This is a genomic window from Pseudooceanicola marinus, assembly GCF_002786295.1.
Lineage (GTDB): Bacteria > Pseudomonadota > Alphaproteobacteria > Rhodobacterales > Rhodobacteraceae > Pseudooceanicola > Pseudooceanicola marinus.
Map to the genome: position 1 here is coordinate 164,941 of NZ_PGTC01000016.1, position 13,175 is coordinate 178,115.

Below are 13,175 nucleotides of genomic sequence, written 5' to 3' on the forward strand. Positions count from 1 at the left end.
GATGGTGTCCGCGACCGACAGCGTGGGCGGGCAGGGGGCGCAGGTCGTCCATGCCAGCTGCGTCGTGGTTGGGGGGTGCGCGGCGCTGATCCGGGGCGCCTCGGGGTCCGGAAAATCCTCCCTCGCGCTGGAGTTGATGGCCCGTGGTGCGCGGCTGGTGGCCGATGACCGGGTGATCCTGACCTGCGACGGCCCCCGCGTGATCGCCCGCGCCCCCGAGGCGTTGTCGGGCATGATCGAGGCGCGCGGCGTCGGCCTGCTGAACGCCAGCCCCGCCGGGCCCAGCCCGCTGGCGCTGGTCGTCGACCTGGATCGCCCGGAAACAGAGCGGTTGCCGCCGCAGCGCAGCACGAATTTGCTGGGGGTTTCCTTAACCTTGCTTCACAATACTGGGACCGCGGCATTCGCCGCGGCGATTCTGCAATATTTGCGGGAGGGACGTCGCGCGTAGACACGCGAGGCGGGTTCTCCCGTCCACCCGAGACCGACGGCAGCCATGGCCACCGCCGAAGATCAGCCCCGACAATCCCCGCGCCTCGTCCTCGTGACGGGCCCCGCCGGCGCGGGCCGGTCGACGGCGATCCGCGCGCTGGAGGATCTGGGGTTCGAGGCGATCGACAACCTGCCCCTGTCGTTGCTGCCGCGCCTGTTGGACGGGCCGCCGCTGGCGCGCCCGCTGGCGCTTGGCGTGGACACCCGCAACCGCGACTTCTCCACCGAGGCGCTGATCGAGGCGCTGGACCGGCTGCGCCAGCTGCGCGGCCTGCCGCTGGAGCTGCTTTACGTGGATTGCCGGGCCGACGTTCTGTCACGACGTTTCAGCGAGACCCGGCGGCGCCACCCGATAGCGCCCGACGGCACGCCGGAGGAAGGCATCGCGCGGGAACTGGATTTGTTGGGGCCGATCCGCGCCCTGGCCGACATCCTGATCGACACCTCGGAAATGACGGTGCATGACCTACGCGGCGAGGTCGACGGCCATTTTGCCCCCCAGGGCGGACAGGGCCTGGCGGTGTCGCTGCATTCCTTCAGCTACAAGCGCGGGCTGCCGCGCGGGCTGGACATGGTCTTCGACGTGCGCTTCCTGGCCAACCCGCACTGGGAACCGGCGCTGCGGGCGCTGGATGGCACCAGCGAGCCGGTGCAGACCTATGTGGCCTCCGACCCGCGCTTCGCGCCTTTTCTCGAAAAGGTGACCGATCTTACGCTGATGCTGCTGCCTGCCTATATAGAGGAGGGCAAGGCCCACCTGGCCATCGGCTTCGGCTGTACCGGCGGTCAGCACCGTTCCGTCACTTTGGCGGAAAGGCTCGGCCGGGCTCTTGCGGAGGCCGGTTGGCAAGTGTCAATTAGGCATCGCGAACAGGAACGGCGCCGGACTGCGGAGGGGGGAGGATGACCCCCGACGTGGTCCCCGCGCGCATACCCGAGGGAAGACCGGCCTTGATCGGAATCGTCATCGTCGCCCATGGCGGGCTGGCACGGGAATACAAGGCTGCGGTCGAACATGTGGTCGGCCCGCAACCGGGAATCTCTGCCATCTCCATAGACGCCAATTGCGACCGCGGTACGAAGGAGCGGGAGATATGTTCCGCCGCCGAGTCCGTGGACCAGGGGCAGGGCGTCGTGGTGGTGACCGACATGTTCGGCGGATCGCCCAGCAACCTGTCGCTGATGGCCTGCCGTCCCGATGATCGGCGGATCCTCTACGGTGTCAATCTTCCGGCCTTGATCAAGCTGGCCAAGTCGCGGCATAAAACGCTGCCGGAGGCGGTGCGCGTGGCCACGGAAGCCGGGCGCAAGTATATCGACAGCCGCAATCTGAGCGCCGGGTCCGCCTGAGGGTCGATCGGGTTTTGGGACGAATGAGGGGCCGGGATGAGCGAAAGCGTCACACGACATTTTGAGATCGTGAACGAGAAGGGTCTGCATGCCCGGGCCTCGGCCAAGTTCGTCGAGGTTGTGGAGGCTTTCGACGCCTCCGCCGAAGTCAGCCGCGACGGGATGTCCACCGGCGGCGACAGCATCATGGGCCTTTTGATGTTGGCAGCAGGCAAGGGAAGCTCTATTGAGGTTGAAACCTCCGGGCCCGATGCCGTGGCACTGGCCGATGCGCTGGAAAAGCTGGTGGCGGACCGTTTCGGGGAAGACATGTAGAGACGGACATTCCGTCCCGCCGCGTATAACCCACACGACAGAACGCGGACGACGAAGACAGGTGACTTGCCTTGGTAGACTCGACTGAAAATCACGTCGCTCGCGGGCACCAGAGCGCGCCCGATCAGGTCAACTATACCAAGTATGACCGACGGTCCCTGACCTATTCCAACACCTTCGACAATGCCTTCCAGCGCAATGCGATCCGCACCCTGGAATGGTTCACCGGCAAGCTGACGATCCTGCGGCTGATCCGCAAGTTCGAGCGTCAGGGCGCGCCGCAGGGCCAGGCCTTCTGGAAGGCCTGCCTGGACGTGATGGGCATTCCCGTCACCACCCCCGAGGAGCAGCTGGCGAAGATCCCGGCCGATGGCCCCGTCGTGGTGGTCGCGAACCACCCGCACGGCATGGTCGACGGCATGATCCTGGCCGAGATGGTCGGCCGTCGGCGCCTCGACTACAAGATCCTGACCCGCTCGGTGCTGACCGGCATCGACGAGGTCGCCTCCTCCTACATGATCCCGGTGCCCTTCCCGCATGATCCGGAAGCGCAGAAGAAGATGATCGAGATGCGCGCAAAGGCCATGGCGCATCTGAAGGAAGGCGGGCTGGTCGCACTCTTCCCCTCCGGTGTGGTCGCCGCCTCGGAGAGCATGTTCGGCCCGGCTATCGAGGCCGAGTGGAACGTCTTCACCGCGCAGATGATCCGCCGCTCCGGCGCCAAGGTCGTGCCGATCCATTTCACCGGCGGCAATTCGCGTTGGTATCATGTGGCCAACCGCATCTCGGCCACCCTGCGCCAGGGGCTGCTGCTGCATGAGATCGTGCATTCGCTGAACAAGCCGCAGGCGCCGATCGTCGGTGACGTGATCGACGACGCGCAGATGGAAGAGCTGAAGAAGAACCCCCGCGGGTTCATGGCCTGGCTGCGCGAGCACACGCTGAAGCTGGGCAGCAAGGGCTGAGCGCGTCCGCTGCGGTTTGACGGCAGCGGGGGCTTTGCCCCCCGTCGTGGCAGGCCACGCCTCCCCCCAGAGTATTTTCGGCTGTCGGATGACCACTTTGCCGGGCGCCCGGTGAAGACGGCCTGCCCCTGATCCTGTATGCCCTGTCTTCTCTTTGCCGGAAGGATCCCGGGCGCGCGGAGGCTGGCCTCCACGGTGAACCAACGGGCCCGGGCGATCCGGTTACTGGTTGCGCAGAAGCCGGAAGATTTCCGAGGCGCCCCAGCCCGCGAAGATGGCGATGAAGATCGCCAGCAGCGCGTAGAGCACGCCCTGTTCGCGCGATAGCGCGTAGAGCCATTGTTCCAGCCCCACCTTGCCCACGCGGATCGCCGTTTCATGGGTGGAGGCCACCGAGCCATCGCGCACCAGGTAGACGTTGACGCTGTAGACGCCCGTGGGCAGCGACGAGGGCAGCGGCACCGAGGTCCGGAACAGGGTCTGCCGGTCGAAGCCCACCGTTTCCTCGCGCATCTGGTAGAGCCCGGCGCGCTGGCGGATCCGCACCAGCGCTTCGACGAAGGCGTCCTCGTCCGTCACCTCGTCTCCCGAGGTGATCGAGCGGATGGCGCGGGGGATCGAGATGCGGTGACGCAGGTCCTCGGTGGCCGACAGGATGTCTTCCAGGGGCGCTGAGGTGGCCACGGCGTAGAAGCTGGGCGCCTGGCGGATCGTCACCTGGTCGGCGTTCACCCAGATGCCGGCGCGGCGTTCCTTGCGCTGCACCGCGATCGGCTCGGTGGGCCCCGCGACGGTGATGATGACATCGGCCGGCTCCGCCAGGGGTGCGGTGTCGCGTTTGACGGCGCCGAAGATCAGGATCTCGGAGCCGTCGAAATTGGCGGTGATCGCCACGCGGTTCTGCGACAGGCCCAGGACCAGTTCCTCGGGTGCGGGCAGGGCGGGGACCTCCTCCGCCTCCTGCGCGGGCAGGGCGACGGGGGCGGCCAGAAGGGCGGCGGCCAGGAGGGCGCGAAGGGCAGAGAGGCGAGGCAGGCGCATGGTCACTGCACCTCCGTCAGCGTGTAGACTTCGGCCGGGGGCAGCACCAGGTCGAGGCCCAGCTTGAAGCAGACCGACAGCACCAGCAGGGCCAGCAGGATGCGCAGCTGTTCAGCCTTCATCTTGGCCCCGATGCGGGTGCCGATCTGTGCCCCCACCACGCCGCCGATCAGCAGGAACAGGGCCAGGGCGATGTCGACCGAATGGTTGGTGACCGCGTGCAGGAAGGTGGTGACACCGGCCACCAGGATGATCTGGAACAGCGAGGTGCCGATCACGACCTTGGTGGGCATGTGCAGCAGGTAGATCATCGCCGGCACCATGATGAAGCCGCCGCCGACGCCCATCACCGCCGACAGCACGCCCACGGCCGCCCCCACCAGGAAGGGCGGGATGACCGAGATATAAAGGCCCGAGGTGCGGAACCGCATCTTCATCGGCAGGGTGTGCACCAGCCCGCGCTGCTTGCGCTTCTTCACCGGCCCGCCGCCACCGCCGCGCGCCCGGCGCAGGGCCGAGAGGCTTTCCACGAACATCAGGGAGCCGATGGCGCCGAGGAAGACCACGTAGCAGAGGTTCACCAGCAGATCGACATGGCCCAGCTGTTTCAGCCAGTTGAACAGGACCATGCCCAGCCCGGCCCCGACGACACCGCCGCCCTGCAACAGCATCCCCATGCGCAGGTCCACGTTGCGCCTCTTCAGGTGCGCGAAGAGGCCGGAGACGGAGGAGGCGATGATCTGGTTGGCGGAGGTGGCCACGGCGACCGTTGGCGGGATGCCGATGAAGAACAGCAGGGGCGTGATCAGGAAACCGCCACCGACCCCGAACATGCCCGACAGGACCCCAACCATGCCCCCAAGCCCCAGGAGCAGGAACATGTTCACGGAAACCTCGGCAATGGGGAGGTAGATCTGCATGCTGTCTCCTAGCGCGATTGCCGCAGTGCCGCAATGGAGGTCCGCGACGAGCTGGATCCCGGCGCGGGGGTTAATTTCGACTTTGCCGCGAAGCGCGGGCGAGGGCAATCACCCGGCTCGTGTCAGCGGCCGGGTGTTGCCGGAGTGCCGGGGGTGAGGATCTGAGGGGGGGGATGCGGCGCGTGGCGGCGCTGCGAGAGCCGGGGCGCACATTGGGTCAGGTGCGCCCCGCTCGGGGCGTGCTATCGTTCCTTGACGTAGGGATCGCCGGAGGCGCGCGGCGGGATGGCCGCGCCGACGAAGCCTGCCAGGATCACGATGGTCAGGATGTAGGGCAGCGCGTTCATGAACTGCACCGGGATCACGAAGGCGCCCAGGTCGATGTTCTGATACCGCAGCGCCACCGCCTGCAGCAGGCCGAACAGCATCGTGGCCGACAGGCAGTACCAGGGCCGCCACTTGGCGAAGATCAGCGCCGCCAGGGCGATGTAGCCCCGTCCGGCGGTCATCTCGCGGGTAAAGCCCGCCTGCAGGCCGGTGGCCAGGTAGCTGCCGGCCAGGCCGCACAGGATCCCGGCAATCAGGATCGCGGCAAAGCGCAGGCGCACCACCGAGATGCCGGCGGTATCCACGGCGGCCGGGTTTTCCCCCACGGCGCGCAGGCGCAGGCCGAAGCGTGTCCGGTAGAGGACCCACCAGGACAGCGGCACCAGCAGGAAGGCCACGTAGACCAGAATCGAGTGGCCCGAGATCAGCTCGGCGTAGATCGGGCCCAGCACCGGCACATCGCGCAGCGCCTCGGCGCCGGGCAGGGGGATGGCGTTGAACCGGGCCTGCTCCAGCGTCGGCGTGCGCCCGCCTTGCGCGAACCAGGTCTGTGCCACCAGCACCGTCAGGCCGGAGGCGAGGAAGTTCAGCGCAACGCCGGAGATCAGCTGGTTGCCGCGGAAGGTGATCGAGGCGACGCCGTGGATCAGCGAGAAGCAGATCGCGGCGACGATGCCCACGAGCATGCCCACCCAGACGGAGCCGGAATAGTAGGCGAAGGCGGCCGAGAAGAAGGCGGCGGCCAGCGCCTTGCCTTCCAGGCCGATGTCGACCACGCCGGCACGTTCGGAAAAGAGCCCGGCCAGGCACATCAGCAACAGCGGCGTGCCCAGTCGGACGGTGGAATCGAGGATCTGGAGGATCGTCATCAGGTCCATGGGTCAGCTCTCCGATGTGGCGATTTTCCAGGCGGCGAAGGCGAAGAAGACGCCAAGCGCCCCTTCGATCCAGCGCCGCCCGGCGGCATAGGCCCGGCGCACGGGGGCCGAGGACAGGATCAGCGCCCAGGCCGCGTGGCAGGTGAAGGAAATGACGAAGGAGCAGGCGATGAAGGCCGCGACGACCAGCGCGCTGCCCCCCTCGGTGGCGCCGACGGCGGCGATGGCCAGCCAGAAGGCAATGGCCTTCGGGTTGGTCACCTGCATCAGGTAGCCCGAGGCGAAAAGGTGATGCGCCTTGGCGGGTGTCACCTTGGCCGCGACCACCTGCGGCGGGTTGAGCGCCTTGCGGAACGACCCCCAGGCCAGCCAGGCCAGATAGCTGGCGCCCGCCAGGCGCAGGATCTCCATGGCCCAGGCCAGCTGGCTCAGGAGCAGGCCGACGCCGACCAGGGTTAAGACGTTGATGGTCGAGGATCCGGCGGCAATGCCGGTGGTGGCCAGCAGGGCCGGGCCGCGCCCGCGCGCCGCCGAGACCCCCAGCAGGAAGGCCACCGCGGGCCCCGGCGAGATCGCCGCGAAGGTCAGGATCGAGAAGGCCGCGACGAAGCGGGGCAGATAGGTCAGAAGCTCGTCCACCTCAGCCCTCCTTCCGCATCGCCATGAAGACCCGCTCCAGCGGCCAGCGCACCATGTTGTCCAGCGCGCCGGTGAACAGGATCACCAGGGCCTGAATCACCACGATCAGTTCGCGCGGGATCGAGGTCCACATCGCCAGTTCGGCGCCCCCCTGGTAGAGGAAGCCGAAGAGGATCGAGGCCAGCAGCACGCCGAAGGGGTGGTTGCGCCCCATCAGGGCGACAGCGATGCCGATGAAGCCCGCGCCCTCGGCAGAGTTGAGGATCAGCCGTTCGGCCTCGCCCTGGGTCACGTTGATGCCCATCAGGCCGGCCAGACCGCCGGAGATCAGCATCGCCACGATGATGATGCGGAAGGGCGAGATGCCGGCATATTTGGCGCCGCTCTCGGAATAGCCCTGGCTGCGGATCTCGTAGCCCAGCTTGGTGCGCCAGATCAGCAGCCAGACCAGCACGCAGGCCGCCAGGGCGACGAAGAAGGTCACATTGGCCGGCGAGCCGCGGAACAGCACGCCCTCGCCACCCGCGAAGATGTCGCGGAAGTCGGGCAGATGCGTCGCTGCGGGGAAGGTGGCCGAGGCCGGTTCCATCGCGCCCACGGGGCGCAGGTGGTTGACCAGGACGTAGTTCAGCAGGGCGGCGGCGATGAAATTGAACATGATCGTGGTGATCACGATGTGGCTGCCGCGCGCCGCCTGAAGGTAGGCCGGGATCAGCGCCCAGAGCGCGCCGAAGAGCGCGGCGAAGACGGTCGAGCCCAGGAGGGCGATGGTCCAGTGCGGCCAGGGAATGTAGAGACAGCACAGCGCCACGCCGAGCGAACCGATCACCGCCTGGCCTTCGCCACCGATGTTGAACAGCTTGGCGTGGAAGGCCACCGAAACGGCCAGGCCGCAGAAGATGAAGTTGGTGGCGTAATACAGCGTGTAGCCCCAGCCGGAGGAACGCATCAACGCCCCGTCCACCATCAGCGAGAAGGCGTCCCAGGGGTTTTCGCCGATGGCCCAGATGGCGACGGCCGACAAGGCCGCGGCCAGCAACAGCGAGATCAGCGGGATCAGGACCACGTCGGCCCAGACAGGCATCCTATCCATTGTGCGGCGCCTCTCCTTGTTCGACGGCGGTGATATTCTCCTCGACCGCCTTGAAATCATCCTTGTCGGGTTCGCCCGAGATACCGGCCATCAGAAGGCCGAGCTCGCGTTCGTCGGTCTCCGACGGGTCGCGGAAGCCCATGACCTGACCGTCGAACATAACGGCGATCCGGTCGGACAGCGACATGATCTCGTCCAGTTCGACCGAGACCAGCAGGATCGCCTTGCCCTGGTCGCGCAGGCGCACGATTTCCTGGTGGATGAACTCGATCGCGCCGATGTCGACGCCGCGCGTCGGCTGGCCGACCAGCAGCAGGTCCGGGTATTTCTCGATCTCGCGGGCCAGCACGATCTTCTGCTGGTTGCCCCCGGAGAAGCTCTTGGCCTTCAGGTTGGGGTCGGGGGGACGCACGTCGAAACGTTCCATCTTGCCCGCGGCCTCCTTCTGGATCGCCGCGTTGTTCATCAGCGCGCCCGACTGCCACTGCGGATCGCGGTGATAGCCGAAGACGGTGTTCTCCCAGGCGGTGAACTCCATGATCAGCCCTTCGCGCTGGCGATCCTCGGGCACGTTGCCGATCGAGGCCTTGCGTCGCGCCGCGCCGTCGGATCCCTTGCCTGACAGGGGCAGGGGCTGGCCCAGCATGGTGATCTCGCCGGTGCCGTCCATGATACCGCCGAGAACGTGCATCAGTTCCGACTGGCCGTTGCCCGCGACGCCCGCCAGGCCGAGGATCTCACCCGCGCGGATGTCGAAGGAAATGCCCTTCACCCGCTCGACGCCCTTGGCATCGGTCACGCGCAGGTCCTTCACCGACAGCACCACGTCGCCCGGGGTCGCCGGTTTCTTGTCGACGCGCAGCAGGACCTTGCGGCCCACCATCAGCTCGGCCAGCTCCTCGGGGTTGGTTTCCGAGGTCTTCACCGTGGCCGTCATCTCGCCCCGGCGCATGACCGAGACGGTGTCGGTGATCTCCATGATCTCGCGCAGCTTGTGGGTGATCAGGATGATCGTCTTCCCCTCACGCCGCAGGTTGTCGAGGATCCGGAACAGGTGGTCGGCCTCGGCGGGCGTCAGCACGCCGGTCGGTTCGTCCAGGATCAGGATGTTGGCTTCGCGGTAGAGCGCCTTCAGGATCTCCACCCGCTGCTGGTGCCCGACCGAGAGGTGCTCGATCAGGGCGTCGGGGTCGACGTGCATCTCATACTCGTCCGCCAGGCTTTTCAGCGACTTGCGCGCCTTGCGGATCGAGGGTTGCAGCGAGGCACCCTCTTCGGCGCCGAGGATGATGTTCTCGACCACCGAGAAATTCTCGACCAGCTTGAAATGCTGGAAGACCATGCCGATGCCGGCCGCGATGGCGTCCTGGCTGTCGTTGATGGTCGTCTTCGTGCCGTTGATGAAGATCTCGCCCGCGTCGGCCTTGTAGAATCCGTAGAGGATCGACATCAGCGTCGACTTGCCCGCGCCGTTCTCGCCGATGATGCCGTGGATCGTGCCCGGCATGACGCGGATGGAGATGTCCTTGTTGGCCTGGACCGGGCCGAAGGCCTTGGAAATGCCCTTCAGCTCGATCGCCGGGTGGGCGCCCGGGGCTGGAGCGGGCCGGTTGGCTGGTTCTGTCATGTGCAGCGTCCCGTGAAAGGAAACAGGGACCGCGCGGGGGCGGCCCCTGTGAAAGTGGAGCGGGGCCGCAAAGCCCCGCCGGACCCGATCAGAATTCCACTGCCGGGCAGGTGTTGTCGGTGGAGTAGTCGTGAACCGAGATCTCGCCCGCGACGATGTCGGCGGCGGCGGCATAGACCTCGGACAGGGTGTCGAAGTCGATCAGCATCTCGTTGTAGCCGTCCAGCGCGAAGCCCACGCCGCGGTTCGACAGGTCCTTGGTCTGGACGCCGGTTTCCAGGTCGTCCCCCGCGCTCATCGCGTCATAGACGGCGTTGTCCACGCGCTTCAGCATCGAGGTCAGGATCGAGCCGGGGTAGAGGTAGTTCTGGTTGCTGTCCACGCCGATGCCGTAAATGCCCTGGTCGGCGGCAGTCTGCAGCACACCCAGGCCCGAGGCGCCGGCAGCGGCGAAGACCACGTCGGAGCCCTGCGAGATCTGGGCCTGTGCCAGCTCGGAGCCCTTCACCGGGTCTGCCCAGGCGGAGGGGTCGGTGCCGACCATGTTCGGGATGATCGTGGCGTCTTCGTTGACGGCCTTCACGCCCTGGGCGTAGCCGCAGGCGAACTTGCGGATCAGCGGGATGTCCATGCCGCCGACGAAGGACACGGTGTCCGTCTCGGTGGTCAGGCCGGCGATCATGCCGACCAGGAAGGAGCCTTCATGCTCGGAGAAGCCGATGGACAGGACGTTGGGGTTCGCTTCCGGATCGACATAGCCGTCGATGGTGACGAATTTGGTGTCGGGGTAGTCGGCCGCGACGTTGGCGATCGGGGTCGAGAAGGCGAAGCCGGTGGTGATGACCGGGGAGAAGCCCTGTTCGGCGAAGCGGCGCAGGGCCTGCTCGCGCTGTGCTTCCGAGGTCAGCTCGATGTCGCGGAACTCGCCGCCGGTTTCGGCCGCCCAGCGGGAGGCGCCGACGAAGGCGGCTTCGTTGAAGGATTTGTCGAACTTGCCGCCCAGGTCGTAGATCAGCGCGGGGTCCGCGACGGCAGCAGTTGCGGTCAGGGCCAGGCCGGTCGCGGCGGCGCCGAACATCTTGGTCATCAGGGTCATTGGGGTCTCCCGGTTTATGGCCGTCCAAGCCGGTCTTCGGCGTCGCGGCCCTGCTTTGTGCAGATTGTTTCGGTCTGGCCGATTTAGGACAGAGCGGGTCAGACTGGTCAATACCATTCTCTGACCGTTTGGTAGGAGAAACCCGCGATACGCCCGACTTTACCCTAGGTCCCTGCGCAAGATTTCAGCGTCTTTCATCTCTCCGTCCGGGGCGCGGTAATAGCGTGGCCTGCGGCCGGCGCGGACGAAGCCCGCGCCGAGGTACAGGGCGATGGCAGGGGCGTTGTCGGCGGCCACCTCCAGAAAGGCGATGGTGGCGCCGCGGGCGCGCGCGGTCTCCTCGAACGCGGCGACAAGGGCACGGCCCAGGCCCTGGCGCCGATGCGCAGGATCGACGGCGAGCGTCAGGATCTCCGCCTCGTCCAGGGTGGTGCGGCCCAGCAGGAAGCCGCCCGGCTTCGCGACCAGGAAACAGGCCGGATCGGCGATCAGCCGGTCCAGTTCCTCCGTGGTCCATGGGCGGGGCGTGGTGAAACAGGCGGCATGGATGCGGGCCAGCGTGGCAGTGTCGGTCACGGCACAATCCGGGGCGGTGCGTCACGGGGCGGCGCCGCATCGGCGGGGCGCAGGTAGAAGGGCGCCGGCGCGGGCAGGGCGCCGGGGGCCGCTTCCTCCAGTCGGGCGGCTGCGATCCGGGCAATCGCCGGAGCGGGATTTTCCGGCCCCGGTGTCGCACCGGGGGCTGACCCAAGCAGGCCGGTGCCGGGCGGCATCATCTCATCTGGCAGGGAATCGGCGGGGCAGAGCTGCGGCGTGCCGCTGCCGCTGTCGGTGACGAGTTGGGCGTAGACCTGTCCACGTGGCGCGGGCAGCGTGGCCAGCACCGGGCGCGGTGCGCCCTCGCTCAGCACCTCGAAGCCGGTGACGCCGATCACGGGCACGCCCAGGCCCAGAGCCAACCCGCGCGCCAGAGCGACGGAGATGCGGATGCCGGTGAAATTGCCGGGGCCGACGCCCACGGCCAGGGCCGACAGATCGGCCCAGCCGTGCCCGGCCTCGGCCAGCAGCTCTTCCAGCAGCGGCACCAGCCGTTCGGCCTGGCCGCGGGCCATCTCCTCGCGCCGGTGCACCAGGATCCGGTCACCGCACAGCAAAGCGGCCGCGCAATGCGCGGCCGATGTGTCGAAGGACAGGATCAGGCTGTCGTCAGACGGCAACGGGCCGAACCTCGGTCACCTCGGGAATGTAATGCCGCAGCAGGTTCTCGATCCCCATCTTCAGGGTCAGGGTCGAGGAGGGGCAGCCGGCGCAGGCGCCCTGCATGTGCAGGTAGACGACGCCGCGTTCAAAGCCGTGGAAGGTGATGTCGCCACCATCCTGGGCCACGGCGGGACGCACGCGGGTGTCCAGCAGCTCCTTGATCTGGCCGACGATCTCGCCGTCGGGGCCGTCATGCTCGGCATGGGCCGTGGCCTGCGCAGCACCACCCATCACGGGCTCGCCCGACTGGTAGTGCTCCATGATGGCGCCCAGCAGGGCGGGCTTCAGGTGGTCCCACTCCAGCCCGTCACGCTTGGTCACGGTGATGAAGTCGGTGCCGAAGAAGATGCCCGTCACGCCGTCGATCGAGAACAGGCGCCGCGCCAGCGGCGATTTCTCGGCCGTTTCGGCCGTGGGGAAGTCGGCGGTGCCGGCCTCCAGGACGGACTGGCCGGGCAGGAATTTCAGTGTCGCCGGGTTCGGCGTGGATTCGGTCTGGATGAACATCGGCGGACCTTTCTCTGGTTGGCTCCCGATATGCGTCTTCGGGGGCGTTCTGTCAAGAATTGGAACCGTTCTAAGGTGGCGAGCCGCGATGTGCGGCTGTGCACGGGGTGCGGGCCCTTGTCCGGGCCCCGCGCGGCGCTGCCGGGGTCAGGTAATGGCCTCCAGCCGGTCTTTCGACAGGTCCTCGGGCACGATGGTGATGGGCACGGGCAGGGAGCCCGCGTTGCGGCTCATCTGGGTGACCAGGGGGCCGGGGCCGCCCTTGCCGGCAGAGGCGCCGAGCACCAGCACGCCGATCTCCTCGTCTTCGCGGATCTGGGCCAGGATCTGTTCATAGGCCTCGCCCTCGCGCACGATCAGGTCGGGCTCGATCTTCTGGCGGTCGCGCATCCACTTGGCGAAGACGTTGAAATGCGCCTCGATCCGCTCGCGCGCCTCGGCCCGCATGATGTCGGCCACGCCCATCCAGTGGTTGAACTCCTCCGGGGGGATGATCGACAGGATCGCGACTCCGCCGCCAGAGTTGGCGGCGCGCATGGCGGCAAAGCGCATGGCGTTGAGGCATTCGCGGCTGTCGTCGAGGATGACCAGGAACTTGCGCATGAGTTTCCCCTTTTCCGACCGGATCATGACGCATGGAGGGGGCGGGGGCAATGGCCGCCTGT

16 protein-coding genes are annotated in these 13,175 nt (G+C 67.3%); 5 read left to right on the forward strand and 11 right to left on the reverse strand.

The annotated features are described in order from the left end of the window. Position 1: 1 nt before the first annotated feature. From CVM50_RS11690 to CVM50_RS11710, 5 genes are all read left to right on the forward strand, one after another. A complete protein-coding gene (locus tag CVM50_RS11690) occupies positions 2–451 on the forward strand; it encodes an HPr kinase/phosphorylase (RefSeq protein ID WP_085889439.1) in 450 nt (149 codons plus the stop codon). A 45-nt stretch (positions 452–496) separates the two neighbouring features. Continuing rightward, on the forward strand, positions 497–1,399 hold the full coding sequence (gene rapZ / locus CVM50_RS11695; RefSeq protein ID WP_085889440.1) for an RNase adapter RapZ: 903 nt from the start codon (positions 497–499) through the stop codon (positions 1,397–1,399). Positions 1,400–1,443: 44 nt separating this feature from the next. Then, positions 1,444–1,842: a PTS sugar transporter subunit IIA gene (locus CVM50_RS11700; protein ID WP_085889441.1), complete on the forward strand. Its 399-nt coding sequence runs from the start codon at positions 1,444–1,446 to the stop codon at positions 1,840–1,842. 36 nt (positions 1,843–1,878) lie between these two features. Then, positions 1,879–2,157, forward strand: coding sequence for an HPr family phosphocarrier protein (locus CVM50_RS11705; RefSeq protein ID WP_085889442.1), 279 nt, complete (start codon positions 1,879–1,881; stop codon positions 2,155–2,157). Between the two features lie 71 nt (positions 2,158–2,228). Continuing rightward, positions 2,229–3,122, forward strand: coding sequence for a lysophospholipid acyltransferase family protein (locus CVM50_RS11710; RefSeq protein ID WP_085889443.1), 894 nt, complete (start codon positions 2,229–2,231; stop codon positions 3,120–3,122). A 222-nt stretch (positions 3,123–3,344) separates the two neighbouring features. Here CVM50_RS11710 and CVM50_RS11715 read toward each other — a convergent pair whose 3' ends face one another. The 11 genes from CVM50_RS11715 to CVM50_RS11765 form a co-directional block, all read right to left on the reverse strand. Continuing rightward, positions 3,345–4,163, reverse strand: coding sequence for a TIGR02186 family protein (locus CVM50_RS11715; protein ID WP_085889444.1), 819 nt, complete (start codon positions 4,161–4,163; stop codon positions 3,345–3,347). 2 nt (positions 4,164–4,165) lie between these two features. After that, positions 4,166–5,083, reverse strand: a complete 918-nt coding sequence (locus tag CVM50_RS11720) for a sulfite exporter TauE/SafE family protein (protein WP_085889445.1) — start codon at positions 5,081–5,083, stop codon at positions 4,166–4,168. Positions 5,084–5,325: 242 nt separating this feature from the next. Further along, complete coding sequence (locus CVM50_RS11725) at positions 5,326–6,288, reverse strand: ABC transporter permease (protein WP_085889446.1); 963 nt, start codon at positions 6,286–6,288, stop codon at positions 5,326–5,328. Positions 6,289–6,291: 3 nt separating this feature from the next. Next, positions 6,292–6,927 (reverse strand): LysE family translocator, encoded by a 636-nt coding sequence (locus tag CVM50_RS11730; RefSeq protein ID WP_085889447.1) that lies wholly within the window; start codon positions 6,925–6,927, stop codon positions 6,292–6,294. Position 6,928: 1 nt separating this feature from the next. Then, the gene (locus CVM50_RS11735; protein WP_085889448.1) at positions 6,929–8,020 is read right to left on the reverse strand and encodes an ABC transporter permease; all 1,092 of its coding nucleotides are present in this window, start codon (positions 8,018–8,020) and stop codon (positions 6,929–6,931) included. Continuing rightward, a complete protein-coding gene (locus CVM50_RS11740) occupies positions 8,013–9,647 on the reverse strand; it encodes an ABC transporter ATP-binding protein (RefSeq protein ID WP_085889449.1) in 1,635 nt (544 codons plus the stop codon). Before CVM50_RS11740 ends, CVM50_RS11735 begins: the two co-directional genes overlap by 8 nt. Before the next feature lie 88 nt (positions 9,648–9,735). After that, complete coding sequence (locus tag CVM50_RS11745) at positions 9,736–10,743, reverse strand: BMP family lipoprotein (RefSeq protein ID WP_085889450.1); 1,008 nt, start codon at positions 10,741–10,743, stop codon at positions 9,736–9,738. Positions 10,744–10,902: 159 nt separating this feature from the next. Next, the gene (gene rimI / locus CVM50_RS11750) at positions 10,903–11,319 is read right to left on the reverse strand and encodes a ribosomal protein S18-alanine N-acetyltransferase (protein ID WP_085889451.1); all 417 of its coding nucleotides are present in this window, start codon (positions 11,317–11,319) and stop codon (positions 10,903–10,905) included. After that, entirely contained in the window at positions 11,316–11,960 is a 645-nt protein-coding gene (tsaB, locus tag CVM50_RS11755) for a tRNA (adenosine(37)-N6)-threonylcarbamoyltransferase complex dimerization subunit type 1 TsaB (protein ID WP_085889452.1), read from the reverse strand. The genes rimI and tsaB overlap by 4 nt, the downstream gene beginning before the upstream one ends. Next, the gene (locus tag CVM50_RS11760) at positions 11,950–12,510 is read right to left on the reverse strand and encodes a NifU family protein (RefSeq protein ID WP_085889453.1); all 561 of its coding nucleotides are present in this window, start codon (positions 12,508–12,510) and stop codon (positions 11,950–11,952) included. The genes tsaB and CVM50_RS11760 overlap by 11 nt, the downstream gene beginning before the upstream one ends. 147 nt (positions 12,511–12,657) lie before the next feature. Then, positions 12,658–13,113, reverse strand: a complete 456-nt coding sequence (locus CVM50_RS11765; protein ID WP_157792176.1) for a universal stress protein — start codon at positions 13,111–13,113, stop codon at positions 12,658–12,660. Positions 13,114–13,175: the final 62 nt, after the last annotated feature.

Coding starts and splice junctions, on each gene's coding strand:
- CVM50_RS11705 (WP_085889442.1), top strand. CDS start 1,879: ATGAGCGAAAGCGTCACACGACATTTTGAGATCGTGAACGAGAAGGGT.
- CVM50_RS11690 (WP_085889439.1), top strand. CDS start 2: ATGGTGTCCGCGACCGACAGCGTGGGCGGGCAGGGGGCGCAGGTCGTC.
- CVM50_RS11725 (WP_085889446.1), bottom strand. CDS start 6,288: ATGGACCTGATGACGATCCTCCAGATCCTCGATTCCACCGTCCGACTG.
- CVM50_RS11740 (WP_085889449.1), bottom strand. CDS start 9,647: ATGACAGAACCAGCCAACCGGCCCGCTCCAGCCCCGGGCGCCCACCCG.
- CVM50_RS11735 (WP_085889448.1), bottom strand. CDS start 8,020: ATGGATAGGATGCCTGTCTGGGCCGACGTGGTCCTGATCCCGCTGATC.
- CVM50_RS11745 (WP_085889450.1), bottom strand. CDS start 10,743: ATGACCCTGATGACCAAGATGTTCGGCGCCGCCGCGACCGGCCTGGCC.
- CVM50_RS11765 (WP_157792176.1), bottom strand. CDS start 13,113: ATGCGCAAGTTCCTGGTCATCCTCGACGACAGCCGCGAATGCCTCAAC.
- rapZ (WP_085889440.1), top strand. CDS start 497: ATGGCCACCGCCGAAGATCAGCCCCGACAATCCCCGCGCCTCGTCCTC.
- CVM50_RS11720 (WP_085889445.1), bottom strand. CDS start 5,083: ATGCAGATCTACCTCCCCATTGCCGAGGTTTCCGTGAACATGTTCCTG.
- CVM50_RS11715 (WP_085889444.1), bottom strand. CDS start 4,163: ATGCGCCTGCCTCGCCTCTCTGCCCTTCGCGCCCTCCTGGCCGCCGCC.
- CVM50_RS11760 (WP_085889453.1), bottom strand. CDS start 12,510: ATGTTCATCCAGACCGAATCCACGCCGAACCCGGCGACACTGAAATTC.